The 24620-nt window shown below is 69.1% G+C and carries 19 protein-coding genes; 8 read left to right on the top strand and 11 right to left on the bottom strand.

Going from position 1 to position 24620, the window contains the following annotated elements:
• Positions 1-34 precede the first annotated feature (34 nt).
• The 5 genes from ACS5PN_RS04775 to feoB all read left to right on the top strand — a co-directional run bounded on the left by ACS5PN_RS04775 (position 35) and on the right by feoB (position 8422).
• The gene (locus ACS5PN_RS04775; protein WP_439462789.1) at positions 35-1201 is read left to right on the top strand and encodes a response regulator; all 1167 of its coding nucleotides are present in this window, start codon (positions 35-37) and stop codon (positions 1199-1201) included.
• Positions 1202-1212: 11 nt separating this feature from the next.
• Positions 1213-2445, top strand: a complete 1233-nt coding sequence (locus ACS5PN_RS04770) for an urea ABC transporter substrate-binding protein (protein WP_439462788.1) — start codon at positions 1213-1215, stop codon at positions 2443-2445.
• Positions 2442-6203: a response regulator gene (locus tag ACS5PN_RS04765; protein WP_439462787.1), complete on the top strand. Its 3762-nt coding sequence runs from the start codon at positions 2442-2444 to the stop codon at positions 6201-6203. The genes ACS5PN_RS04770 and ACS5PN_RS04765 overlap by 4 nt, the downstream gene beginning before the upstream one ends.
• 94 nt (positions 6204-6297) lie before the next feature.
• The gene (locus ACS5PN_RS04760; RefSeq protein WP_439462786.1) at positions 6298-6558 is read left to right on the top strand and encodes a FeoA family protein; all 261 of its coding nucleotides are present in this window, start codon (positions 6298-6300) and stop codon (positions 6556-6558) included.
• Complete coding sequence (gene feoB, locus ACS5PN_RS04755) at positions 6551-8422, top strand: ferrous iron transporter B (RefSeq protein ID WP_439462785.1); 1872 nt, start codon at positions 6551-6553, stop codon at positions 8420-8422. The genes ACS5PN_RS04760 and feoB overlap by 8 nt, the downstream gene beginning before the upstream one ends.
• Here the strand turns inward: feoB and ACS5PN_RS04750 are convergent.
• From ACS5PN_RS04750 to ACS5PN_RS04740, 3 genes are read right to left on the bottom strand one after another with little or no spacing between them, the layout of a single operon-like run.
• Entirely contained in the window at positions 8407-9369 is a 963-nt protein-coding gene (locus ACS5PN_RS04750) for a peptidylprolyl isomerase (protein WP_439462784.1), read from the bottom strand. The two genes, feoB and ACS5PN_RS04750, sit on opposite strands and share 16 nt — an antisense overlap.
• A 49-nt stretch (positions 9370-9418) precedes the next feature.
• Positions 9419-10291, bottom strand: a complete 873-nt coding sequence (locus ACS5PN_RS04745) for a hypothetical protein (RefSeq protein WP_439462783.1) — start codon at positions 10289-10291, stop codon at positions 9419-9421.
• Positions 10270-11235 (bottom strand): glycoside hydrolase family 43 protein, encoded by a 966-nt coding sequence (locus tag ACS5PN_RS04740; protein WP_439462782.1) that lies wholly within the window; start codon positions 11233-11235, stop codon positions 10270-10272. The genes ACS5PN_RS04745 and ACS5PN_RS04740 overlap by 22 nt, the downstream gene beginning before the upstream one ends.
• A 247-nt stretch (positions 11236-11482) precedes the next feature.
• Here ACS5PN_RS04740 and dnaE point away from each other — a divergent pair, with 247 nt between their 5' ends.
• Positions 11483-15031: a DNA polymerase III subunit alpha gene (gene dnaE / locus ACS5PN_RS04735; RefSeq protein ID WP_439462781.1), complete on the top strand. Its 3549-nt coding sequence runs from the start codon at positions 11483-11485 to the stop codon at positions 15029-15031.
• Between the two features lie 28 nt (positions 15032-15059).
• A complete protein-coding gene (locus tag ACS5PN_RS04730; protein WP_439462780.1) occupies positions 15060-16349 on the top strand; it encodes a patatin-like phospholipase family protein in 1290 nt (429 codons plus the stop codon).
• Here ACS5PN_RS04730 and ACS5PN_RS04725 read toward each other — a convergent pair.
• Both ACS5PN_RS04725 and ACS5PN_RS04720 read right to left on the bottom strand, forming a co-directional pair.
• Positions 16323-16604 (bottom strand): ComEA family DNA-binding protein, encoded by a 282-nt coding sequence (locus ACS5PN_RS04725; protein ID WP_439462779.1) that lies wholly within the window; start codon positions 16602-16604, stop codon positions 16323-16325. The genes ACS5PN_RS04730 and ACS5PN_RS04725 overlap by 27 nt on opposite strands.
• Positions 16604-18340, bottom strand: coding sequence for an ATP-binding cassette domain-containing protein (locus ACS5PN_RS04720; RefSeq protein ID WP_439462778.1), 1737 nt, complete (start codon positions 18338-18340; stop codon positions 16604-16606). Before ACS5PN_RS04720 ends, ACS5PN_RS04725 begins: the two co-directional genes overlap by 1 nt.
• 65 nt (positions 18341-18405) lie before the next feature.
• Here ACS5PN_RS04720 and ACS5PN_RS04715 point away from each other — a divergent pair, with 65 nt between their 5' ends.
• The gene (locus ACS5PN_RS04715) at positions 18406-19536 is read left to right on the top strand and encodes a glycosyltransferase (protein WP_439462777.1); all 1131 of its coding nucleotides are present in this window, start codon (positions 18406-18408) and stop codon (positions 19534-19536) included.
• Here the strand turns inward: ACS5PN_RS04715 and ACS5PN_RS04710 are convergent.
• The 6 genes from ACS5PN_RS04710 to ACS5PN_RS04685 all read right to left on the bottom strand — a co-directional run bounded on the left by ACS5PN_RS04710 (position 19487) and on the right by ACS5PN_RS04685 (position 24600).
• Complete coding sequence (locus ACS5PN_RS04710; protein ID WP_439462776.1) at positions 19487-20446, bottom strand: glycosyltransferase family 2 protein; 960 nt, start codon at positions 20444-20446, stop codon at positions 19487-19489. The genes ACS5PN_RS04715 and ACS5PN_RS04710 overlap by 50 nt on opposite strands.
• Positions 20443-21390: a glycosyltransferase family 32 protein gene (locus ACS5PN_RS04705; protein WP_439462775.1), complete on the bottom strand. Its 948-nt coding sequence runs from the start codon at positions 21388-21390 to the stop codon at positions 20443-20445. Before ACS5PN_RS04705 ends, ACS5PN_RS04710 begins: the two co-directional genes overlap by 4 nt.
• A complete protein-coding gene (locus ACS5PN_RS04700; RefSeq protein WP_439462774.1) occupies positions 21391-22254 on the bottom strand; it encodes a Kdo hydroxylase family protein in 864 nt (287 codons plus the stop codon).
• 2 nt (positions 22255-22256) lie between these two features.
• A complete protein-coding gene (locus ACS5PN_RS04695) occupies positions 22257-22997 on the bottom strand; it encodes a glycosyltransferase (RefSeq protein WP_439462773.1) in 741 nt (246 codons plus the stop codon).
• A gap of 168 nt (positions 22998-23165) precedes the next feature.
• Positions 23166-24311 carry a lipopolysaccharide assembly protein LapB gene (gene lapB, locus ACS5PN_RS04690; protein ID WP_439462772.1) on the bottom strand — a complete coding sequence of 382 codons (1146 nt, stop codon included), beginning with the start codon at positions 24309-24311 and terminating at the stop codon, positions 23166-23168.
• Complete coding sequence (locus tag ACS5PN_RS04685; RefSeq protein ID WP_439462771.1) at positions 24301-24600, bottom strand: LapA family protein; 300 nt, start codon at positions 24598-24600, stop codon at positions 24301-24303. The genes lapB and ACS5PN_RS04685 overlap by 11 nt, the downstream gene beginning before the upstream one ends.
• Positions 24601-24620 lie beyond the last annotated feature (20 nt).

Raw genomic sequence — 24620 nt, 5'->3', positions numbered from 1 at the left:
CGACGGCCGGGTGCAGCGGTTATTCTGATTCGCCATGCCGCTCATCCTCGTCGTCGACGACCAGCCCAGCAACATCCATGCGCTCTACCAGTTGCTGGTGGACGAATGCGAAGTGTCCATGGCCACCAGCGGCGCGGAGGCCCTGGCCTTCTGCGCCCAGCAGCTGCCCGACCTCATCCTGCTCGATGTGCTGATGCCCGAAATGAGCGGCTACGAGGTCTGTGACCGCCTCAAGGCCGACCCACGCACGCGCAGCGTGCCCGTCATCTTCGTGACGGTGCAGGGCAGTGCCGACGACGAGGCCCAGGGCTTTGCCCACGGCGCCGTCGACTACATCCCCAAGCCCTTCGTCGACGTCGTCGTCAAGGCGCGGGTGCGCACCCAGCTGGCCCTGAAGCTGGCCTCCGAGAGCTTTGCGCGTTCCCAGATCGAGCTCTTCCAGCGCGACAAGCTGGCCTCGGTCGGCCGCACCATCTCCGGCATCGCCCAGGAGCTGAGCTCGCCGCTGGGCAATGCGCTGATCTCGGCCTGCACGCTGCAGGATGACCTGACCCATCTGCGCAGCCTGTCCGGCCACGGCACCATCAAGCGCAGCGACCTGGACAAGCATCTGCGTGTCAGCGAGGAGAGCGTCGGCCTGGTGCTGTCCAATTTGCAGCGCACCCTGTCCATCGTCGACTCCTTCCTGCAGTCCACGGCCGACAACTTCGGCGACCAGCGCCGCAGCTTCTCGCTGCTGGAACTGGTGCACGAGGTGGTGGCCGGCCTGGCGCCGGCCCTCGAGGCCCATCAGGTGCGCTGCGAGCTCGACGCCGGTGACGACCTGCACCTGCTGAGCTTCCGCGGCGCCCTGGCCAAGGTGCTGTCCACGCTGATCCAGAACGCCATCAAGCACGCCTACCGCGAGGCCGGCGGCGAGGTGCATCTGCGTGTGCGGTCCCAAGGCACCGACCAGCTCGTCGTCACCGTGCAGGACCACGGTGTCGGCATCCCGCCCGGCACGCTGGGCCGCGTCTTCGACCCCTTCTTCTCGACCCGTTTCGGTCCCAACCGCAGCGAGCCGGGGCTGTACATCGTGCGCAACCTCGTCACCTTTGCGCTTGGCGGGCAGATCCAGGTCGAGTCCACGCCCGGCGTGGGCACGACGGTCAGGCTGACCCTGCCGCTGATTTCGCCCGAGGCGCGGCGCACGGCGGGCTGATGCTGGAAGGCATGCGGGCCCGACTGGCGCTGCTGGGCGGCCTGCTGCTGGTGCTGGTGGCGCTCCTGGTGCTCTACCTGGTCAACAGGCCCTCGGCCGAAGCCGCCCGCGGCCCCATCGTCATCGGCCTGCTGCATGCCCTCAGCGGCTCGATGGCGACCAGCGAGGCACCGCTGGTCGCCAGCGTCAAGCTGGCGGTCGAGGAGATCAACGCCGGCGGCGGGCTGCTGGGCCGGCGCGTCGAGCTGAAGATCGAGGACACGCGCTCCGAGCCGCGCGTGGCGGCCGCGGCGGCCGAGCGGCTCATCAGCAACGAACATGCGGTGGCCCTGTTCGGCTGCTGGTCGTCCAACTGCCGCCAGGCCGTCAGGCCCGTCGTCGAGACCCACCGCCACCTGCTGTTCTATCCGCTGGCCTATGAAGGCCTGGAGCAGTCACCCCACATCATCTACACCGGCCCCACGCCCAACCAGCATGCCTTGCCCGCAGCCGACTGGGCCATGACCGGCTTTGGCCGGCGGGTCTATCTGATCGGCACCGAGGCGCTCTATTCCCGGCGCGTCAACGCGATGCTGCGCGACTTCATCCTGCTCAGTGGCGGCCAGGTGCTGGGCGAGCGCTATGTGCCGCTGGCCGGCACCGACATGAGCGGCGTGCTGGCCGACCTGCAGGCCCTGCAGCCCGACCTCGTCCTCAGCACCATCGGCGGCAGCAGCAACCGGGCCTTCTTCGATGCGTTGGTGGCGGCCGGCCTGACCGATCTGCCGCTGATGTCGCTGCGGGCGGCCGAGCCCGAGATGACGGCCTATGACGGCGGCCGGCTCGACCGGCACTTCACGGCCTGGAGCTATCTGCAATCCCAGCCCGGGCCGGCCAACCAGGCCTTCCTGGCGCGCCTGCGCCACAGCCAGGGCGAGGGCGTGCAGGTCAGCGACCCGGCGGTGTCGGCCTACATCGGCGTGCAGCTGTGGGCCGCGGCGGTGCGTGAGATCGGCAGCGTGCAGACCGACGCCGTCAATGCCAATGTGCTGCAGCAGAGCGTGGCGGCGCCCCAGGGCTTCGCCGCGGTGGACGGCCAGAGCAGGCATCTGTGGCGCCAGTTGCGCATCGCCCAGGTCAAGCCCGGCGGCCAGCTCGGCGAGGTGTTCATGCTGCCGCGCTACATCAAGCCCGAGCCCTGGCCCAGCTTCCGCTCCAACGAGCACTGGATGGCGGTGCTGCCGCACGCCGAGGGGGCGCCGTGATCGCCGCCGTCCAGGCGCCGGAGTCGAGGCGGTCCGCCTGGCGCGTCGGTCCGGCCCTGCTGCTGGGCCTGGTGCTGCTGTCCATGCTGCCCCTCGGGCTGGTGGGGCTTTGGCAGCTGTCCAGCTTCGAGAGCCGACTGCACGAGGCGGTGACGGAAGGACTGGTGGCCATCTCGCGCAAGAAGGTCCACGAGATCAACGAATACCTCAACGAGGTCGAGATCGATGGCCGCCTCGTCGCCCAGTCCAGCGATACGCGGGAGCTGCTGGTGCAGCGCGGCGACGCCGTCGCCACCCGTGTCAGCGCCGGCAGCCGGGCCTTCTTCGAGCGCCTCTACGACAGCGGCAAATACCTCAACCTGCTGCTGGTGCAGCCCGACGGTCGCATCAGTTTCGCGATGAAGGCGCCGGCGGGCTCGACCCCCGAGCTGGCGCGCCTGGATGGCGGCGCCTACGAGGGCAGCGAATTGCTGGCGGCCCACCGCCGCGCCATCGGGCAGCTGGACCCGCAGCTGACGCGAGCCCAGCATCTGCACGGCGAAGGGCCGGTGACGCTGTTCCTGGTACACCCGGTCGTCGACGGCGACCGCGTGCTGGGCAGCGTCGTGCTGCAACTCGACCTGGACCGCCTGCTGCGCGTCGCGACCGAGCGCTCGGGCCTGGCGCTGACGGGCGAGACCGTGCTGGTGCAGCGCGACGGCGATCACGCCCTCTTCATCAATGAACCCCGGCGCGCGCCATCGCAGACGCTGACCGGCGTGCTGGACCTGGCGGCGTCCGATCCGCCGCCGGCAGTGCGCGGCCTGCGCGGAGAAAGCGGCAGCGGCCTGACGCGCGACTACGCCGGCGTCGACGTGATTTCCTCCTGGCGCCATTTGCCGGCCCTGGACTGGGGCATCTCCGTCAACATCGATGCGGCCGAGGCCTTTGCGCCGGCGCGGTCGCTGCGCGACCGGGTCTTCATTGCCCTCGGCCTGTCGCTGCTGCTGGCCCTGGGCCTGGGCCTGCTGCTGGGGCGTCGCCTGGTCGAACCCGTGCAGATGCTGAACGACGCGGCGACACGCATTGCCGGCGGCAAGCTGGACGAACGCGCGCCGGTCTGTGGCTTCACCGAGTTCCGCGAGCTGGCGCGCAGCTTCAACCACATGACCGAGCAGCTCGTCGTCGAGCGCCAGCTGCTGGAGGCGCGCGTCGAGCAGCGCACCCGGGCCCTGAACGAGAGCGAGCAGCGTTTCCGCGGCGTCTTCGAGCGCGCCCAGGTCGGCATCGCGCTGTGCGACGCCCAGGGCGTCATCCTCGACGTCAACCAGGCCCTGACGGCCATGCTCTGCCGCGAGGCGGGCGAGCTGCGCGGCGCCAAGCTGGCCGACCTGCCGGACTTCCGTCCCGGGCGCGTGCTGGGCGGTGAACTGGTGCGCCTGGCCTCGGCGCGGCTGGAGCATGTGCGCTTCGAGCGCGGCTTTGCGCTGCCCGGTGGCGGCGAGCTGTTTGCCGACGGCAGCGCCAGCGCCATCCGCGACCGTCGTGGCCGCCTCGTCAACGTCGTGCAGATGCTCATCGACGTGACCGAGAGACACCGCGCAGAGGTCGACCTGGTGCGCGCCCGCGTCGCCGCCGAGGCGGCCAGCCAGGCCAAGAGCGATTTCCTGGCCAATATGAGCCACGAGATCCGCACGCCGATGAGCGGGGCCCTGGGCATGCTCAACCTGCTGCTGCGCACCGAGCTGACGCCCCGCCAGTTGGACTACGCGAGCAAGGCCCGCACCGCCGCGCAGGCGCTGCTGGCCGTCATCAACGACGTGCTGGACTTCTCCAAGGTCGAGGCCGGCAAGATGGAGCTGGACCCGCACCGCTTCGAGCTCAGCGACTTCATGCGCGAGCTGGCCGTCATCCTGTCGGCCAATGTGGGCAGCAAGGACATCGAGGTGTTGTTCCGCCTCGACCCGCGCCTGCCTGCGGCCCTGGTCGGTGACGCGACGCGGCTGCGTCAGGTGCTGCTCAACCTGGCCGGCAATGCGCTGAAGTTCACTGAGCGCGGCGAGGTCGTGCTGGGCCTGACGCTGCTGGGCGAGGAGGGGGGACGGGCGCTGCTTCGCTTCGAGGTACGTGACACCGGCATCGGCATCCCGGCCGACAAGCTCGAGCACATCTTCGTCGGCTTCAGCCAGGCCGAGCAGTCGACCTCGCGGCGCTACGGCGGCACCGGCCTGGGCCTGGCCATCAGCCGCCGCCTGGTGGCGCTGATGGGCGGCGAGCTGCGCGTGGACAGCCGTGTCGGCGAGGGCAGCCGCTTCCATTTCGAGCTGCTGATGGACGCCGCGCCGGCTGAAAGCGGCGAGGACGACGCGGCCCAGCGCGGCCTCAAGGTCCTCATCGTCGACGACAACCCCATGGCCCGCGAAGTGCTGCAAGGCATCGGCGAAAGCCTGGGCTGGGACTGCGACATCGCGGCCAGTGGCGAGCAGGCCCTGTCCCTGGTGCATCAGGCGGCCGAGCGTGGTGATTCTCGATACCAGCTGATCCTGATGGACTGGCGCATGCCGGGGCTGGACGGCTGGGAGACCTCGCGCCGCATCCGCGACAGCCATGAGTCCGACGCGCCGGTCATCATCATGGTGACGGCCCATGGCCGCGAATTGCTGGCCGAACGCAGCGAGCAGGACATTCAGGGCCTGGGTGGCTATCTCGTCAAGCCGGTGACGGCGTCCATGCTCCACGACGCCGTTGCCGAGGCGACGCGCGGCGCGCCGGCGCCGCTGGCTCGCACGGGTGTCGGCGAGCCGCGCCTGACGGGCATGCGGCTGCTCATCGTCGAGGACAACGACTTTAACCAGCAGGTGGCACTGGAGCTGCTGGAAGGCGAGGGCGCTGTCGTCACGCTGGCGGGTGGTGGCGTCGAGGGGGCCCATCTGGCCCTGGTGGCCGAGCCCCGTTTCGACGCCGTCCTGATGGACCTGCAGATGCCCGATATCGATGGCTTCGAGGCCACGCAGCGCATCCTGGCCGCCCGGCCCGACAGCCTCATCATCGCCATGACGGCGAACGCGATGGAGTCGGATCGACTGGCCTGCCTGGCCGCCGGCATGCGCGACCACGTCGCCAAGCCGGTGGACCTGGAGCAGCTCGTTGCCTGCCTGCTGCGCCATGTCGGCCCCGTCCCTGCCCGGCCTGCGCCACCCGTGGTGCCGGCACCGCTGCTGGAGAAGGAGGCCGCGCTGCGTCGGTTGGGGGGGCGGCAGGCCTTGTACGAACGTCTGGCGCTGTCGTTCGCCCAGGACGCGCCCGCGGAACTGGACGCCTTGAAGCGGCATCAGCAGCAGCAGTCGACCGCCGACGTGACCCGTGTGCTGCACACCCTGCGAGGGCTGGCGGGCGCCGTCGGCGCGACGGCCCTGGCCGCAGCCGCTGGCCGCCAGGAACTGGCCTTGCGCGAAGGGGTGGGCCTGGGCGCCGTGGACGTGGCCGCTCTGCAGGGCTTGCTGGACGCCAGCCTGGCTGCGCTGCAGAACGTGGCGGCTCCGACTCCTGCGGCAACGGCGGCCGCGGCGGGCGATCCACTGGAAACCCTGCGCCGGCTGCGCCAGCTGCTGGTCGAGCGCAACATGCGTTCGGTCGCGGTGTGCGAGGAACTGGCGGGTCACCATGCCGGGCTGCTGGGCGCCGACTTCCCCCCGCTGTCCGCTGCCGTGGCGAGGCTGGATTTCGCCAAAGCCTTGAAGGCCTGCGACCTGCTGCTGGACCGTCTCAACCCGCGCTGACAGGCAAAAGCCATTCCTGCTCTGGGGCGAGGGATGGCTTGCGTATAATGAGAATCATTCTCATCCAATCGGCTCACCCGCCGAGCCTGCCTTCATGTCCGAGCCGCTGCCCTCCAGCCTCGCTGCCGCCCCTGCCGGCCAGGCGCTGACCGTCCAGCTGGTCAGCGCACCCGTGCATTCGCCGGAATGGGCGTCCTGGCTGGCCGACCTGGGCTTTCTGCCGGGCGAGGCCGTGCGCGTGCTGCGCCGCGGCAGCCTGAGCGAGGGCAATCTGGTGGTGCGTGTCGGCCAGTCGACGTTTGCACTGCGCCATGCCGAGGCCGAATGCATTGCCGTGACCGTGCGTCATGACTGAGGCCATCGTCCATGTGCACCGCGGGGGCAAGCTCGTCGCCCTCGTCGGCAATCCCAACTGCGGCAAGACGGCCCTGTTCAACGGCCTGACCGGCAGCCATCAGAAGGTTGCCAACTACGCCGGCGTCACCGTCGAGCGCAAGGAAGGCAAGCTGACCACGGCAGCCGGCAAGACGCTGCGCCTGCTGGACCTGCCAGGCACCTACAGCCTGCATCCGCGCTCGCCCGACGAACGCGTGACCTGCGACGTGCTGGCCGGCCGCGCCAAGGGCGAGAAGAAGCCCGACCTCGTCGTCATGGTGCTGGACGCGACCAATCTGCGCCGCAACCTGCGCCTGCTGCTGGCCGTGCGCCGCCAGGGCCTGCCCGTCGTCGTCGCGCTGAACATGGCCGACCTGGCCGCGCGCCGCGGTCTCAAGATCGATGCGGCGGCCCTGAGCGCCCAGCTCGGCCTGCCGGTCGTGCGCACGGTGGCCATCCACAAGGAAGGCCTGGACGAGCTGCGCGGCCTGCTCGACCAGCCCGAGGTCTGGGAAAACGCCCCCATCGCGGCGGCGGCCGAGCAGCAGGTCGACGACCATGTCACCGTCAAGACGTTGCTGCGCGCCCTGCAGCTGGACGAGGAATTGCCGCACCTGCCCAGCGACCGTGTCGACCGCGTGCTGCTGCACCCGGTGGCCGGTTCGGTCATCCTGGCGGTGCTGCTCTTCCTGCTCTTCCAGGCGGTGTTCTCCTGGGCCGAACCGCCCAAGGACGCCATCGAGGGCGGCATGGCCTGGCTGGGTACCCAGGTCGGCAACTGGCTGCCGGACGGCTGGCTGCGCAGCCTCATCGTCGACGGCGTCATCGCCGGCTGTGGCAGCGTGCTGGCCTTCCTGCCGCAGATCCTGATCCTGTTCTTCTTCATCCTGCTGCTGGAGGAGTCGGGCTATCTGCCGCGCGCGGCCCTGCTGCTGGACCGGTTGATGGGCAGCGTCGGCCTGTCGGGCCGCAGCTTCATCCCGCTGCTGTCGAGCTTCGCCTGCGCCATCCCCGGCATCATGGCCACGCGCTCGATTTCCAATCCGCGCGACCGCCTGGTCACCATCATGATCGCCCCGCTGATGACCTGTTCGGCGCGGCTGCCGGTGTATGCGCTGCTGATCGGCGCCTTTGTGCCGCACCGCGACGTGGCCGGCTTCGAGCTGCAGGGCCTGGTGCTGTTCGTCCTCTACTTCGCAGGCATCCTCGGCGCCCTGGTTGTGGCCTGGCTGCTGAAGCGTTTCACCAGCACGGGCCGCCTGGTGCGCCCGCTGATGATGGAGCTGCCCAGCTACCACTGGCCGCACCCGCGCTCCATCGCCATCGGCCTGTGGCAGCGCGCGATGATCTTCGTCAAGCGCGTCGGCGGCATCATCCTGGTGCTGACGCTGGCACTGTGGCTGCTGTCCAGCTTCCCCGGCCCGCCGGAAGGCGCGACGGGGGCACCCATCCAGTACAGCGTGGCGGGCTACCTCGGCGCGGGTCTCGCCAAGATCTTCGCGCCCATCGGCTTCAACTGGCAGATCAGCCTGGCCCTGGTGCCGGGGCTTGCAGCCCGCGAGGTCGCCATCGGCGCGCTGGGCACGGTCTACGCGCTGTCGGCCACCGGTGACGAGGCCGCCCAGGCCCTGTCACCGCTGATCGCCCAGAGCTGGAGCCTGGCGACGGCCCTGTCACTGCTGGCCTGGTATGTGTTCGCGCCGCAATGCATCGCGACGCTGGCGGCGGTGAAGCGTGAGACCGGCGGCTACAAGATGCCGCTGATCATGACGGGCTATCTGTTCGGACTGGCCTATCTGGCGTCCTTCATCACCTACCGCGTGGCGCTTTACTTCGGCGGCTGAGGCGTGGGGCGCGTGGGTACGGACGCGCTGCAGATGTCGATGTAGCCGGGGCTGTGCACGAACCAACCGCCGCGATAGCGTCGTGCATCCAGCAGCTGGGTCCAGGTGGCGGATTCCGTGCGCAGCACCTGCAGGGCCGGGCGTTCCTCGGTCGGCACTTCGGCCAGCAGGCGGATGCGCTGGATGCCGGTGCGCTGCTCGGGCTTGTCGTAGAAGCCCATGGCAGCGCCGCCTCGCGGCAGGCCCGACAGCAGCTCCATGCCCTTGAGCACGCGGCCGACGGTCGTGATGTTGAGGTCAAGCCCGCGCGGCGCCTGACCGATGACGACATAGAGCTCGGTGCCGTTGCTGGAATCGACCGCATCGCTGCGGCCGGCGCCGACGACGCCGTAGCAATGGGCCAGCCAGGCCCGGCCCGTCTTGGGATCGGCCGCGATCGGCATGCCGCCGGCAAAGCCGGTGCGGGGCGCCCAGCCCTCGCCGTCGGGCAGCTTGGCAAAGCCGGCGTCCTTGCCGATCTTGTCCAGCGGCACCGAGAACTCGGCCGGCAGCTTGGCATTGGCGCCAGCCGGCAGCGGCTTGGCCTTGGCGGCATCCTCGCCGTCGGGATCGCCCCATTGGGTGACGAAGTTGTCCTGCACGCGCAGGATGGCCAGGCCGTCCCAGTAGCCGCCACGGGCGAGCGCCCGGATGTTGGCGGCGTGTGCGGGCGCAAAGCGCGGGGCGAGCTCGATGATGACCTGGCCATTGCCTTGAGATGACACGAGGTCCATCAGCAGCGTGTTCTCGGGATCCAGGCCGCGCCAGTCGCTGGCCGGTGAGCCGGCGAGGATTTCCTGGGCGGTCTTCTTGGCGACGGGTTTCGCGGCGGGCTTGACGGCCTTGGGGGCGGCGAAGGCCGTGGACAGCAGGCCGGCGGTGGCCAGCGCAAGGGCGATGTGTTTCATGGGCGCGCAGCTTAGCGGCCACCTCCGCGACCGCAAGCCCGCGCAAACCTCAGGGGAGGAAGCGCTTCAGGTCCCGGCTGCGCAGGGCTGCGGCGAGGCGAGACGCCAGCGCTTGAGCTTCGGGCGGTTCGCGTTCAAGGCGTGAGGCCACACAGCCGTCGCCACGCAGGCAGCTGAACCAGACTTCGGGGTCGCGTTCGTCGCAGGCGAGGCCGAAATGGCAGGGCAGCAGGCGCAGCGCGGCCTGGGCCGTCGCGCGATCGGCTTCAGCGTCGAAACGCTGGCCGTCGAAGAACAGCCGCGCCTCGCCGTCGATGCGGCGCAGCAGCAGGCGTTCGCCGAGTTCGTCGAGCAGCAGCGGGTCGGGGCGGGCCATGAGGGCCTGCACGAGGGCCGCATCGTCGAGGTCGGACTGCTGGATGGCGAGCAGCGGGTCACCCCCTCCCGCCTCGTCAGCAGCGACATTGACGAGACCCAGCCACTCGCCATTGCCGAACTGACTGCAGCCCGCGGCCAAGGCGGCGCGGCGCGCGACGGCGCTTTGATGGCGGGCGTCGTTGACGTCCGGTGCCGTGACGGCCTGCAAGCCGGCCAGGTCGGCACAGCGCCGCGCGAGGGCTCGGGCGTAGAGCCGCCCGCCCTCGGCCGGTTGGCTCAAGGCCGTCATCACGCTGGCGCGCAGGCTCGCCTCCGGTGCCGTGAGCAATCCGACGAGATGGAGGGCTGGAGCCTGGGGCGTCTCGCGCGCGGCCGGCGCGTGGCGACGCTCCGGCATGGCTGGCCTCGCTGCGGGCGGCGCAACGACGGCCGGAGCCACCGGCGGCGTGTCTACCGCCGGCTGCCCCCACCACGCCCAGCCCAGCAGCGCCAGCCCCAGGGCCAGTGCTGCCGGCGGGGCGATCACCAGACCGCTTGCGGCCATCCGTCGGAGCCCCAGGTCACGTTGTTGATGAAGAGGACCGGTGCGCCGTTGTTGCTGGCGTCATAGGCATGCCAGGCCATCACCGAGCCGTCGGCCAGCAGCGACTGCCCGCCCGGACCCTTGAAGCGCGAGCCGCTGGACGCCAGCACGGTGCCGCCGCCGGACATCATCTGCACACCGGCCTTGTCCACGTAGGGACCGGTGATGGACGTCGAGCGGCCGACGACGATGTAGTAGGTGCTGCTCGCGCCCTTGCAGCAGGCGCCCTTGGAGGCGAACAGGTAGTACCAGCTGCCCCTGTGGACGACGAAGCCGTTCTCGATGCCGTTGGCGGTGTCCTTGGCGATGTTGGTGATGCCGCCGGCGGGCGGCTTCAGGTTGGTTTTGCTGACGCGAGTGATGTGGATGCCGTTCCAGAACGAGCCGAAGACGAGATAGGTGTCGCCGTTGGCCGCCACGACGAAGCTGGGGTCGATGGCGTTGTAGCCGTCGCCCGGCCTGGAGGTCAGGATGGCGCCCTGGTCCACCCACTGGCCGGCCTGGATGCCGCCGGCCGAGGTCGTCAGGCCGATGGCCGACTTCTGCGAGCCGAAGCTGGAGATGGCGTAGTAGCAATAGCCCAGGCCGTTGTATTCGCCGCAACCGGGCGCCCAGACCATGGCGGTCTTGTTGCTGGGCAGATAGGTCTTCCACCAGGCCAGGCCGCTGCTGAAGATGGGGCCGCCCTGGGTCCAGGCATGGCCGTCGCTCGAATACTTGACGCCAATGCCGCCGTTGTCGGTGGTCTCGAACAGCCACCAGGTCGAACTCGTCTTGTAGATATGGGGGTCGTGGGTGCCGAGCGAGCCGGTCAGCGTCCAGGGCGCCGCTTGAGCAGGGGCCAGCAGGGCGCCGAGCGCGCATGCGGCAGCCAGGCGCACGAGGCGCTTCAAGTTCAGGAACATGGTTTGTCTCCGAGTGTGACGGGCCGCCTCGTTGCGGGCGGGCCTCGTGTTTTGCCCGGAGCCGGCGCCAGCCCCGGGCAGGTCAATTAAACATGACTATTTATGTATAAACACCCCGCGATTACGCCGATCCAGCAATTGGCATCGATCAAAAGTAATACTTAAAGTTTTATGGCATCGCTAAGCCATGTAAGCGTTGCCATCCCGTCTTGGGCGGGCAGGTGGAGGGGCTTCCTACAATGCCGCGATGTCCGAGACCGCAGTTCAAGAGCTTCCCTTTGTCCACCTGCGCATGCACACCGAGTTCTCGGTCGTGGATGGCACCCTGAGGACCGATGACGCTGCCGATGCCGCCGCCAAGGACGGCCAGGTGGCGGCGGCCATCACCGACCTGGCCAACCTGTTCGGCGGCATCAAGTTCTATTCCGCCTGCCGCAAGAAGGGCGTGCAGCCCATCCTCGGCGCCGACTGCTGGCTGGAGAGCGACGCCACCGACAAGCCGCCGACGCGCCTGCTGCTGCTGGTGCAGGACAAGCAGGGTTATCTGAACATCTCCGAGCTGCTGTCGCGCGCCTGGATCGAGAACGTGCAGCGCAACCAGGCCTGCCTAAAGCTCGAATGGCTGCAGGAGCTGGGCGGCGGGCTGATCTGCCTGTCGGGCGCCCAGCATGGCGGCCTGGGCCAGGCCCTGATGCAGGGCGACAAGGTGCGCGCGACCGAATGGGCGCAGAAGCTGTCGGCCATCTTCCCCGGCCGCTTCTACATCGAGCTGCAGCGCGCCGGCCTGCCGGGCCAGGAAGCCCTGGTGCAGGCCAGCGTGCCGCTGGCGGCCGAACTGGGCCTGCCCGTCGTGGCGACCCATCCCATCCAGTTCCTGGCCGAAGACGACTTCGAGGCCCATGAGGCCCGCGTCTGCGTGGCCGAGGGCGAGACCCTGGCCAACCCCAAGCGCATCAAGCGCTTCCTGCCCAGCCAGCATTTCAAGACCCAGGCGCAGATGCGCGAGCTGTTCAAGGACGTGCCCAGCGCCATCCAGAACACGACCGAGATCGCGCGTCGCTGCTCGCTGACCCTGGTGCTGGGCAAGCCGCAGCTGCCCAACTTCCCGACGCCGCTGCTGGAAGATGGCACGCCGATGCCGATGGACCAGTACTTCCGCGAGCTGAGCCATGAAGGCCTGGTGGGGCGCCTGAAGCATCTCTTCCCGAACGAGGCCGAGCGTGACAAGGAGCGCCCGCGCTATGTCGAGCGCCTGGACTTCGAGCTCAACACCATCATCAAGATGGGCTTCCCGGGCTACTTCCTCATCGTGTCGGACTTCATCCGCTGGGCCAAGGAAAACGGCTGCCCGGTGGGGCCGGGCCGGGGTTCGGGCGCTGGTTCGCTGGTGGCCTATGCGCTGCTCATCACCGACCTGGACCCGCTCAAATACAACCTGCTGTTCGAGCGCTTCCTGAACCCCGAGCGGGTCTCGATGCCCGACTTCGACATCGACTTCTGCCAGGGCAACCGCGACCGCGTCATCGACTACGTCAAGGACAAATACGGCCGGCCGGCGGTCAGCCAGATCGCGACCTTCGGCACCATGGCCGCCAAGGGCGCGCTGCGCGACATCGGCCGCGTGCTGGGCATGGGCTTCGGCCATGTAGACAGCGTCGCCAAGCTCATCCCGGCGCCGCCTGGCAAGACGGTGACCCTGGCCAAGCTGCCGCCCAACTTCGACCCGGACAAGGCCAAGATGGTCTACGCGCGGCATGAGTCGCCCGAGATCGAGGAGCGCGAGAAGGCCGACGAGGAAGTGGCCGGCCTGCTGGAAATGGCGGCGCGCGTCGAAGGCACGGTGCGCTCCATCGGCATGCACGCTGGCGGCGTGCTGATCGCGCCTGGCAAGATCACCGACTTCTGCCCGCAGTACCAGCAGCCCGGCTCGACCTCGGCCGTCAGCCAGTACGACAAGGACGACGTGGAGGCCATCGGCCTCGTCAAGTTCGACTTCCTGGGCCTCGCCACGCTGACCATCCTGGAGCTGGCCAAGGACTTCATCGTCGCCCGCCACCCCGACCGCAAGGACTTCGACTGGGCCAATGTGCCCCTCGTCGACAAGAAGGTGTTCGACCTCTTCGGCAAGGGCTACTCGGAGAGCGTGTTCCAGTTTGAATCGCCCGGCATGCAGCGCCTCTTGAAGGACGCCAAGCCCTCGCGCTTCGAGGACCTGATCGCCCTGGTGTCGCTGTACCGCCCGGGCCCGATGGATCTGATCCCGTCCTTCGTCGCCCGCAAGCATGGCAAGGAGACCATCGAGTACCCGCATCCGCTGCTGGGCCAGGTGCTGGAGGAGACCTATGGCGTCTTCGTCTACCAGGAGCAGGTGATGCAGGCGGCCCAGGTGCTGGGCGGCTACAGCCTCGGCGGCGCCGACATGCTGCGCCGCGCCATGGGCAAGAAGAAGGCCGATGAGATGGCCGCCCACCGCGCGATGTTCCGCAAGGGTGCGGCGGAGAAGGACATCGACGAGAAGAAAGCCGACGAGGTCTTCGACCTGATGGAGAAGTTCGCGGGCTACGGCTTCAACAAGTCGCACGCCGCTGCCTATGCCTTGCTGTCGTATCACACGGCCTGGCTGAAGACGCATTACACGGCCGAGTTCTACGCCGCGAACATGACCATCGAAATGGACGACACCGACAAGCTCAAGGTGTTGCTCAACGACGCCAAGATCTTCGGCGTTGAGTTCCAGTCGCCCTGCGTGAACAAGGGCATGTATCGCTTCGAGCCGCTGAGCAACCGGCTGGTCAACTACGGCCTGGGTGCCGTCAAGGGCACGGGCCGCGGCGCCATCGAGGCCATCATCGCGGCCCGCGAGGCCGGTGGGCCTTTCCTGAGCTTCTACGACTTCTGCCTGCGCGTGGATCGCAAGTCGGTCAACAAGCGCGTGGTGGAGGCCCTCATCAAGGCGGGCGCCTTCGACAGCATCAACCCCGAGCGCTCCAAGCTGCTGGCCAGCGTCGCCCGCGGCTACACCCATGCCGAAACGACCGAGGCCAACGCCGACCAGGGCGGTCTGTTCGACTTCGGCGACTCCCACGCCTCCAGCACCGCCGAGCCCGACCTCGTCGACGCTCCCCAATGGAGCATCAAGGAGCGCCTGTCGCTGGAGAAGACGGCCATCGGCTTCTACCTGTCGGGCCACCTCTTCGACCAGAGCGGCACCGAGGTGCGCCGCATCGTCAAGCGCCAGATCGCCGACCTGCAAGACAGCCGCGAGCCCACCATCGTGGCCGGCATCGTCAGCGGCATGCGCGTCATCAACGGCCAGCGCGGCCGCGTCGCCATCTTCAAGATCGACGACAAGAGCGACGCCATCGAGGCCGTGGCCAACGAAGAGTTGCTGAATGCCAACAAGGAACTGCTGGCCGAGGACGAACTCATCATTGCCCAGGGCAAGGTACAGAACGATCGCTTCTCGGGCGGCCTGCGCATGAATGTGCAGGCGGTGTGGAGCCTGGCTGCCGCGCGGGCGCGCTTCGGGCGTCACCTGTTGCTGGGCAATGCCGGTGCTGCCGGCCTCATCAAGGAACTGGTGGAGCGCTTCCCGCCGCGCGATGTCGAGACGGAAGAGGGCGGCACGCGCCGGGTCGGCCTGCCGGTGCGGGTGTCGGTCAAGGCCGAGCCCGACGGCGACAAGGCCGGTGCGCGCTGGCTGGTCGAACTGGGCGAGGCCAGCCGTTTCTGGCCGGCCGACGAGGCTTTAGCCAAATTGGGCACGGCGGCTGAGGTCATTTACGAGGTTGGTTGAGGCTCCGCATCGGCGATGATTTCGCTGGATGCTGCAAGCCGTACCCAAACCCCTCCCCGGGTTGAATCGCCAGCAGCCGGTCACAGGGCTGATCCTGACCGGTGGCGGCGCACGTGCGGCCTATCAGGTGGGCGTGCTGGCCGCCATCGCCCAGTTGCGCCGCGACGCTGGGCAGACCCAGCACAACCCCTTTCCCGTCATCAGCGGCACCTCGGCCGGTGCCATCAATGCGTCGACGCTGGCCTGCCATGCGGATGACTTCGATGGCGCCGTCGACGGCCTGCTGCACCTCTGGCAGGGCCTGCATGTCGAGAACATCTACCGCGCCGACGCCTTCGAGGCGGTGCGCAGCGGCGCGCGCTGGCTCAGCATGCTCAGCCTGGGCTGGGCCGTCGCGCGCTGGACGCGCAGCCGACCCAAGAGCCTGCTGAACAACGCGCCCCTGCGCGAGCTGCTGGCGCGTTATCTGGACATGCCGCGCATCGAGTCCATGCTGGACGGCGGCCACCTGCGCGCACTGGCACTGACGGGGTCGAGCTACACCTCGGGCCAGCACGTCACCTTTTTCCAGACCCACCATCACATCGTGCCCTGGCTGCGCGAGCAGCGCATGGCCGTGCAGACCCGGCTGAGCCTAGCCCATCTGATGGCCTCCTCGGCCATCCCCTTCATCTTCCCGGCCGAGCTGATCGAGCTGGAAGGTCTGCCGGAGTGGTTCGGCGACGGCTCCATGCGCCAGAGCGCGCCCATCTCGCCAGCCGTGCACCTGGGCGCCGAGCGCGTCCTCGTCATCGGCGCGGGGCGCATGAAGGAGCCCGAGGGCCGGCGCGTCGGCGCCAATGAGCAGCACCCCAGCATGGCCCAGATCGCCGGCCATGCGCTGTCCAACATCTTCCTGGATGCGCTGTCGGTCGACGTCGAGCGGCTGCGCCGCATCAACCGCACGCTGGCCCTGCTGTCGCGCGAGACGCGGGCGGCGACGGCGCTGCGGCCCATCGAGCTGCTCGTCATCGCGCCCAGCCGCCGCCTGGACGACCTGGCCGGCGAGCACCAGGCCAGCCTGCCGAATTCGGTGCGCGCCATGCTGAGGGCCTTCGGCGTCAGCGGCAAGGGCAACAAGACCAGCGGCTCGGCCCTGGTCAGCTATCTGCTGTTCGAACCCAGCTTCGTCAACGAGCTGATCAACCTGGGCATGAGCGACACCCTGGCCAAGCGGGCCGAGGTGCAACGCTTCTTCGGCTGGCCGGCGCGAGCGCCGCAGATCGACCCGGCGGCACTGCGGCGCAGCCGTTCAGCCGGTTTCGCTGCCGGCTGCTGAGGAAAAGGGCTGGCCGGCCACCCGCAGGCCGGCGGCGGACAGCTTGCGGGCCATGGCGGCCTTGACGCCCGGCACACGGTGCGTCAGGTCGTCCCAGTCCTTGAAGGGGCGTGCGGCCAGCAGGCGCTGGACCAAGGCGGGACCGAGACCGGGCAGGGATTCGAGTTCGGCGCGTGTCGCCGTGTTGGCTTCGACCTCGGCCTGCTGGGCGAAGGCAGGCACGGCCGCCCACAGCAGCAGCGCCCGGCGCTTCATCAGGCCTCGCCAGCCTGGGCCCGTACCATGGCCGCATAAGCGCCGTCGCGGGCGATCAGCTCGGCATGGGTGCCGGTCTCGACCAGCTTGCCAGCGCCCATCACATGGATGGCGTCGGCATCGCGGATGGTCGACAGGCGGTGGGCAATGACGATCAGCGTCTTGCGGCCGGTCCAGGCGGCGAGGGCCTGCTGCACGGCGCGTTCGCTCTCGGTGTCCAGGGCCGACGTCGCCTCGTCGAAGATCCAGATCGGCGCGTCCTTGTACAGCGCCCTTGCGATGGCCAGGCGCTGGCGTTGGCCGCCGGACAGCTTGCTGCCGTTGGCGCCGACCGTCGTCTCCACGCCCTCGGGCAGGCCTTGCACGAAGTCCCACAGATGGGCGGCGCGCAGGGCGGCCTCCAGGCGTGCCTCGTCGCGCGGCTGGGCGTAGGCGATGTTGTTGGCCACCGAGTCGTCGAACAGCACGATGTCCTGGGACACGACGGCGAACTGGCGGCGCAGGCTCAGCCGCGTCAGCGTCTCGATGTCGATGCCGTCCAGCAGGATGCGTCCGGCATCGGGCCGACCGAAGCCCAGCAGCAGATGGATGATGGAACTCTTGCCCGCACCGGACGCCCCGACCAGGGCCGTCGTCTTGCCGGCCGGGAAGGCCAGGCTCAGGCCATCGAGAGCCGGTTGGGTGGCGCCGGGGTAGGTCAGGCGCACGTCCTGCATGGCCAGCTCGCCCTGGGCATGTGCGGTCAGCTCGCGGGTGCCGTTGTCGACTTCCTTGGGCGCGTCCAGCAGCTCGAAGCAGCCCTTGGCGATGACGGTGGCGCGGGTCAGCGGCGCCGCCAGGTCGGACAGGTGGCGCAGCCGCGAGGTCAGCAGGATCAGGGCGGTGACGAACTCGGCGAAGGCCTGCACGCCCGTGCCCTGATGGCGGGCCTGCCACAGCGCCACGCAGATGATGAAGGACAGGCCCACGCTGGCCACCAGCTGCGACAGCGGCTGCGACAGCGCACCGGCCGTGACCGTCTTCATGGTGTTGCGGCGCACCTCCTGCGACACCTCCATGAAGCGCTCGCGTTCGAACGCGAGGGCGCCGAACTGGCGCACCACGCGCCAGGCCCGCGTCAGGTCGTCGACCTTGTTGACCAGCAGCAGCTGGGCGTCGTAGGAGCGTGAAGCCATCAGCCGCACGCGCTGGTTGACCTTCTTCATGACCAAGGCCATCAGCGGCGTCACGACCAGGGCCAGCAGCGTCAGCTGCCAGTTCAGGAAGAACAGATACACCAGGATGGCCAGCGCGGGCAGGCCGTCGCGCAGCACGCTCATGCCGACATCGCCGACCAGCTGCAGGATCTGCTGGGGGTCGTTGACGACCTTGCTGACGGCCGTGCCCGGCTGCATGCGCGTGTAGACCTGGGCGTCCAGCCGCATCAGCGCGTTGACGAGGGCCGTGCGGAAGTCCATGACGCTGCGCGTGACCGTCCAGTTGAACAGGTACTGGCCCGCGAAGCTGAACACGCCGCGTATCACATACAGGCCGATCAGCGTGACCGGCACCATCCACAGCGGGAAGGCGTCCTTGGTGAAGCCCTCGCCGAAGGCATAGCCGATCAGCTTGGGCAGCATGGGCTCGGTGGCGGCGGCGCCGATATAGGCGAGCACGGTGAGCAGGGCGCCCCAGCGATGCGGGTAGACGAACTGGCCGAGACGGCGGGCGGGCGAGACGTGGGCGTCAGGAGACATGGGGCGCGATTGTCTCCCGTGGCGGGGAGCCTCCACCCGGAGGCGCTCATTACACTGCCTGCCCCATGCCGAGCGACAACTCCCTGCGCGAGCGCCCCAAAGTCGTTCATTTCGTGACCGGTGGCTTCTCCGGCGCCACCCAGGTGGCTGTCGACCTCTGTCTGTCGGCCCTGCACAGCGGTCCCTTCGAGCCCGTCCTCATCCTGAGGCAGAAATCGCACACGCCGATGGCCCGCGTCGTGGCCCTCAGGACCCAGGGCCTGCGCGTGCTGCTCGTGCCGGCTTACTGGGTGCATCGACGCACCCAGGCCGAGCTGGCGCGCCTGCTGGTCGACATCCGGCCTGTCGCCTTGCTGGCCCACGGCTTTCCTGAGCACCTGATCGGCCGCCAGGCGGGGCTGGATGCCGGCGTGCCGGTGCTGATCCAGGTCGAGCACAACTCGCGTGAGCGCTACATGCCCTGGAGCCGGCGCGAGAGCCGCCGCCTGGCCGCGAAGAGCGCGGCCCTGGTCGGCGTCAGCGAAGGGGTGCGCGAGAGCCTGCTGGCCCAGGGCCTGCCGGCGGACAAGACGGTCGCGATTCCGAACGGCGTGGACCTGACGCGCTTTGCCGTGGCGGGTGGCGAGCGCGAGGCTGGGCTCCTCATGTCGGCCCGCTTTGCGCGGCAGAAGGACCATGCGACGCTCATCGACGCCATGGCCTGCCTGGCCCGGCAAGGCCTGAAGCCACGGCTGCAGCTGGCCGGCACCGGACCCTTGCTGAAGCGCATGCAGGCCAAGGTTGCCCGGCTGGGGCTGGGCGATCAGGTGATCTTTCTTGGACATCACGCCGACATGCCGGGTCTGCTGCGCAGCCAGGCCGTCTATGTGCTGTCCACGCATTTCGAAGGCATGCCCCTGGCCCTGGTCGAGGCGATGGCGGCGGGCTGCGCCTGCATCGCCTCCGATGTCACGGGCGTGCGCGGTGTGCTCGAGGAAGGCGTGACGGGCCTGCTGGTGCCCGAGGGTGACGCCCAGGCCCTGGCCGATGCCATCGCGCGGCTGCTGCGGGATCCGGCGCTGGGAGCCCGGCTGGGTGCCGCGGCGCGCGAGCAGGCCCTGGCCGAACATGGCCTGCCGCTGATGCGCGAGCGTTACGAGGCCCTGATCATGCGTTGCGCCACCACTGCAGCCCTCGCAGCCAGCGGCCCCGCCTGAAGTAGGCGGCCAGCAGCTCGCGCTTCGTCAGCGGTGAGCTGCTGTCGAAGCGCTCGGCGTCCAGGGTCAGGCCGGCCAAGGCCTCGCCGCCCAGTTGCTGTCGACGGCGTTTGGCGCGCAGCAGCGTGCGGGCGCAAAAGTGGGCGATCTCGAAGCGCGTGTCGTCGTGGAGGGGCGGCAGTTCGGCTGCCAGGCCCGCCAGGGCCCAGGTCCAGTCATCGAGCCGCTTCACGTCCAGCGTTGCCAGCAGGCTGCCGCCGCGCTGTCGATAGGCGATCCAGACTTCGGCGATGTGCAGATGCCGCGGCGTGTGCAGCAGCAGGCGCGGGTAGACGGCCATGTCCTCGAAGACGCGGCCTTCGGGGAAGCGCAGCCCCGCCGGCCAGCAGGCGCGGCGGACGACCTTGCTCCAGGGGTGGAACTGACCATGCACGAAGAAGCCGCGCAGGCGTTGGTCGACGTCGTCCATGACGACCCCGGCCGGCCCCTCGAAGCTGGCGATATGGCGGTGGCGCGGCTTGAGGGATTCGGTCGATGCGCCATCGTCGAAGACGCGGAAGTCGCAGCTCAGCAGGTCGGGCCGATGCCGCTCGAGCAAGGCCTTCAAGCGCGGGATGACGCCGGCCTCGACGAGGTCGTCGGGGTCGATGAACCAGAGGTAGTCGCCGCGGGCTTCGTCCAGCAGGCGGTTGCGCGCGGCACTGACGCCGCGGTTGAGCGGCTGGCGGATCAGGCGGGCCTGGGGCAGCAGTTGTTCGACCAGGGCGGCCGAGCCGTCAGGCGATGCGTCATCGACGAAGACCAGCTCGACGCCTTCGTCGAGCTGGGGCTTCAGCGAGTCGATGCAGGCCTTCAGCCACGGCTCGACCCGATACATCGGGAACAGCAGGCTGAGCCAGGGCTGATTCACTTGCTGCGGTCGATGAGCTGGACGAGGGCGCTGAAAGGCGACACCCAGCCACGCTGCCAGTTGCGCTCGACGACGGTACGGTCGCCGCCGCGCAGCTTCAGCACGGCGGGCAGCACGCGAGGGCAGGGCACCAGGGCCAGGCGGGCAAAGAGATGGCGCTTGCGCCAGCCCACGCCGGCATGCCACGCAAAGGGCCCGTCCTCGGCGCGCAGCAGCACCAGCCGCGCCAGCTGGGGCTCGCGGTCCAGCAGCTCAGCGGCGGCCACATGCATCAGCAGATAGCGCTGGAAGTCCTCGGTCAGGGCCTGCACGACGCGGGCGTGGCGGCCTTCGCCTTGCAGGCGTCCCAGCAGGGCTTCGGCGCCGTCATCCAGCGCGCGGTCGAAGGCCGCGGCCAGCGCGGTGGCAAAGCGTCCGCCCGGCACCGAGGCCATCATCCAGTTCTCGACGATGGGCAGCTCGGGCCGCGTCGTGTAGCGGTCGATGTAGAAGCCGACATAGTCCGCGGCGCGGCGCTTGCGTGTTTCATGCAGCCATGCGAGGTCGCGGCTCAGCAGCATGGAAGCATCCATCCAGATGCCGCCATGGCGGGCCAACAGCTGGATGCGCAACCAGTCGGCCTGGCGGTAGGCGGGCAGGGTGTCGAAGTCGGCGCGCAACTCGGGCAGCCAGCGCGAGACGTCATCACGGGCCAGCAGGCGCACCTCGTGGTCAGGCGCGAAGCGGCGCCAGTTGTCCAGGCAGGCCTGGATGAAGGCCGGTGCCGGCGCGGCCTGCCAGTAGGTCCAGATGATTTTCGGAATCTCGTCCTGGCACAGCGGGGCGTTGTCGCCGACCATGACGGCGCGGGTCTGCGTCGGCACACGGGCGAGCAGGATGGTGGCGAGCTCGCGCAGGAACAGGCCGGCGATGATGAGGAAGAGGGCGGTCGGCAGCCAGCTCATTCAGGTCAGCCGGCGGCCCGTCTGGCGTTCGAGGATGGCCAGCGGGCTGGCCTGCGGGTCCACCTGGGCTTGGGCCGGCAGATGCAGGGTCTGCTCCATCATGAACTGGCCCGACATGACGGCATGCGAGGTCTGGTCGGAATAGCAGACCCAGGTCGAGCCGGGCGGGAAGGGCATCTCGACCTGGGGGCTGCTGCGCTGGTAGTCCGGGTCGCCCTTCATGCCATCGTGCAACTGCAGCATCAGGTGGTCGTACTCGGTGCGCAGCGACTTGGTCACGTGCAGGGTCTTCAGGACCTGGGCCTGCCAGGCCACATAGGGCTTGGCGCGCGGCACGAAGCGGCGGGCGATGTCCTCGAAGGCCTCGCCGACGCGCCAGACGCGCGGCTCGCCGTTGGGGTTCAGGTTGGTGAACACGCGCAGGATGCGCTCGCCGCGGTTGGGGCGCGACGGGAAAGCGTCGACGTGCAGGCGGCGGTCGTCGGCGCGCCAGGACTGCACGCGCGACTCCACCTGCGTGGGCCGGTAGCTGGTGGGCGCCAGACGCAGCGCGGGCTTGTAGGCCGGCGCGATGGCATCGATGAGGGCGCTGGCCTGGGTGCGGAAGCGCCCGATCATGGCCGCGAGCCGGGCGGCCTCCTCGCCTTGCAGTGCCGCGCCGGCCAGAACGCCGTCGTTGCGCAGGCTGATGTTGCGGGATTTCTCGTCGCGCACGTCGGGGCGCAGCAGCTTCTGCTCGTCCGGCGCCAGCTCGAAGCGCAGTTCGGGGAAGAACAGCACCCGGCCGGCTTCCAGGTCCGGCACGAGGCCGGCCTTGGGCGAGGTCCAGTCGCGGCTGTCGACGGTGACGATGCGGTTGTCCATGCTCACTCGCGCCAGTGGTCGGCGATCCACTTCGCGGGGCGGGCATGACGCCAATTGCCCGCGGAGCGGCCCACCAGGGCGTCGGGCGGATTCATGACGCCGTGGAAGACCAGCACGCGGGCGCCTGCGGGGATGAAGGGGTCGCGCCAGAAGCTGGTCGGCCAGACCGGCAGGCAGTGGTATTTGTAGCTGGCGCACCAGTCCGTGGGCCAGTAACCCAGCTTGCCCTGGTCGGCCAGGAAGTGGCTGAGGTATTCCTGCTCGTTGCGGTACTTGGCGCGGACTTCATCCTGGTGGGCGATGAAGTGGTCCAGCACGTCGGCGTGGGCGCCGATGCGGAAACGGTAGACCGAGGAGTTGCCGGTCACGCGCCAGGGGCGCTTCCAGTCCTTGATGATGAGGAATTCGCCGGGCACCTCGAAGAACTCGGTCAGGTCGCCGACGATGACGACGTCCAGGTCCAGGAAGAGGGCCGTGCCCTTGAGGCCGAACAGATCGGCCTGGTAGGTGCCCAGCTTCTTCCAGCCACCGTCGCGCTTGCCCTGTTGCGCCTGGGTTTCGGGCAGCGGCAGGCATTCCACCTCGGAGCGGATGCCTTGGGTGTCGTCGGTGAAGCAGATGAAGCGGAACGGGCCTCGCAGGTGGCGGGCCGCCATGCCGTAGAGGCGATTGACGTATTCGGGGCCGTATTTGGTGCCCCACTTCATGCAGATGATGAAGCGGTCTTCGCCCGCGCTGGTCATTTCAATTGCTCCATGTTCATTGCGGGCCGAGCGCCGGGCCGCTCCCTGGCCGGCCCGCGCTGGCGATGTGCTGGCGGCTCGATGCCGCAAGCATCGCCGTCCCCTCGGGGCACCGACTGGGCCTGCCGGCGTTCAGCCGGTGCAGGACCGGGCGAGGGGCAGGCTTCATCAGGAGAGTTCCTCGATGAATTGTGGGGGGTAGCTGTCCCAGTTCAGGCAGCCGGGGCATTGCCAGAAATAGTGGGCAGCTTCGAAGCCGCAGGCGGCACAGCGGTAGCGCTGCAGCGGCTTCACGGCCTTCTCCAGTGCGCGCACCATGGGCTCGGCCTCATCGGCGGGCAGGGCGGCGGCATTGAGCTTGAGCAGGTCGGTCGCGGCGGACAGGGCCGGCTGCTCGCGCAGATGGGCGGCCAGGCGTTCGCGTTGCGGGCCAGGCTGCAGCGTGGCCAGGGCGCGCAGCAGATGCATGCTGGGCGCGCGCTGGTACTGCTCGGTCAGCAGGGCGATGGCGCGCTCGGGCTGGCCCAGGCTCTGGGCGGCCGCGGCGCAGTCGGCGGCGACGAGGTTGAAGGCCGGCGGGTTGGCGGCCAGCAGCTTGGCAAAGGCGGTCAGCGCAGCCTCGGCCTGGCCGGCCTTCAGCAGCAGCTGGCCTTGCAGCACATAGGCGCGGGCGGCTTCGGGCGCGCGGCGCTGGGCCTGTTCGAGCAGCGACGGCACAAGGTCGATGTGGCCCTGGGACTGAGCCACCAAGGCCTGCTCGCAGAGGTAGTGAGCGATGCGGCCCGAGAAGGAGCCGGTGCCGGCGGCTTCCAGCTCGGCGGCCACCTCGGCGGCCTTGGCCCAGTCGCGCGAGCGCTCGTACAGCGACAGCAGCGCCAGGCGAGCCTCGCGCTCGAAGGCCGTGCCGCGCAGTTCGGCGTAGGCGGCCTCGGCGCGGTCGAACAGGCCGGCCTTGAAGAAGTCCTGGGCCAGTTCGTGCTGGGCGCGGTCGCGGTCGGCTTTGGACAGGTCGCCGCGGCGCAGCAGATGCTCGTGCACGCGCACGGCCCGCTCGGTCTCGCCACGGCGGCGGAACAGGCTGCCGAGGGCGAAGTGCAACTCGGAGGTGTCGGGGTCGTTCTGGACGGCTTCGATGAAGGCGTCGATGGCCTTGTCCTGCTGCTCGTTCAGCAGCAGGTTCAGCCCCTTGAAATAGGCCTTGGGCGACTCGCGTTGTTCAAGCTTCCACTGTTTGGAGTCGAGCTTGGAGGCCAGCCAGCCGAGGACGAAGACGACGGGCAGGACAAAGAGCAGCCAGCGCGGATCAAACTCCATCTTGGTGGGCGGCGTAAGGGGCAGGGGGGACTTCGGGCGCCGGCGCGGGAGCACCGGGGAGAGGTTCGGCTCGCTGCGCGGCACGGCGGTGGCGCCACCACGTCGGCACCATGGCCAGCACGCCGAAAGCAGCGCCGAAGCCGAAGGCCAGCAGCACGATGATGACTTGCGGCGCGCGCCATTCGTGGCCGAAGAACCAGCGCACGACGGCCTCGTGGCTGTTGTTCAGCGCGAAGGCGAACAGCGTGAAGAAGAGCAGGGCCCGCAGGAGCCAGACGAGGGTGCGCATGGCCCGGGATTTTGCGTCAG

It is taken from the genome of Roseateles sp. NT4 (assembly GCF_051857475.1).
Lineage (GTDB): Bacteria > Pseudomonadota > Gammaproteobacteria > Burkholderiales > Burkholderiaceae_C > Pelomonas.
This window is presented reverse-complemented; position numbering and strand designations above follow the sequence as displayed.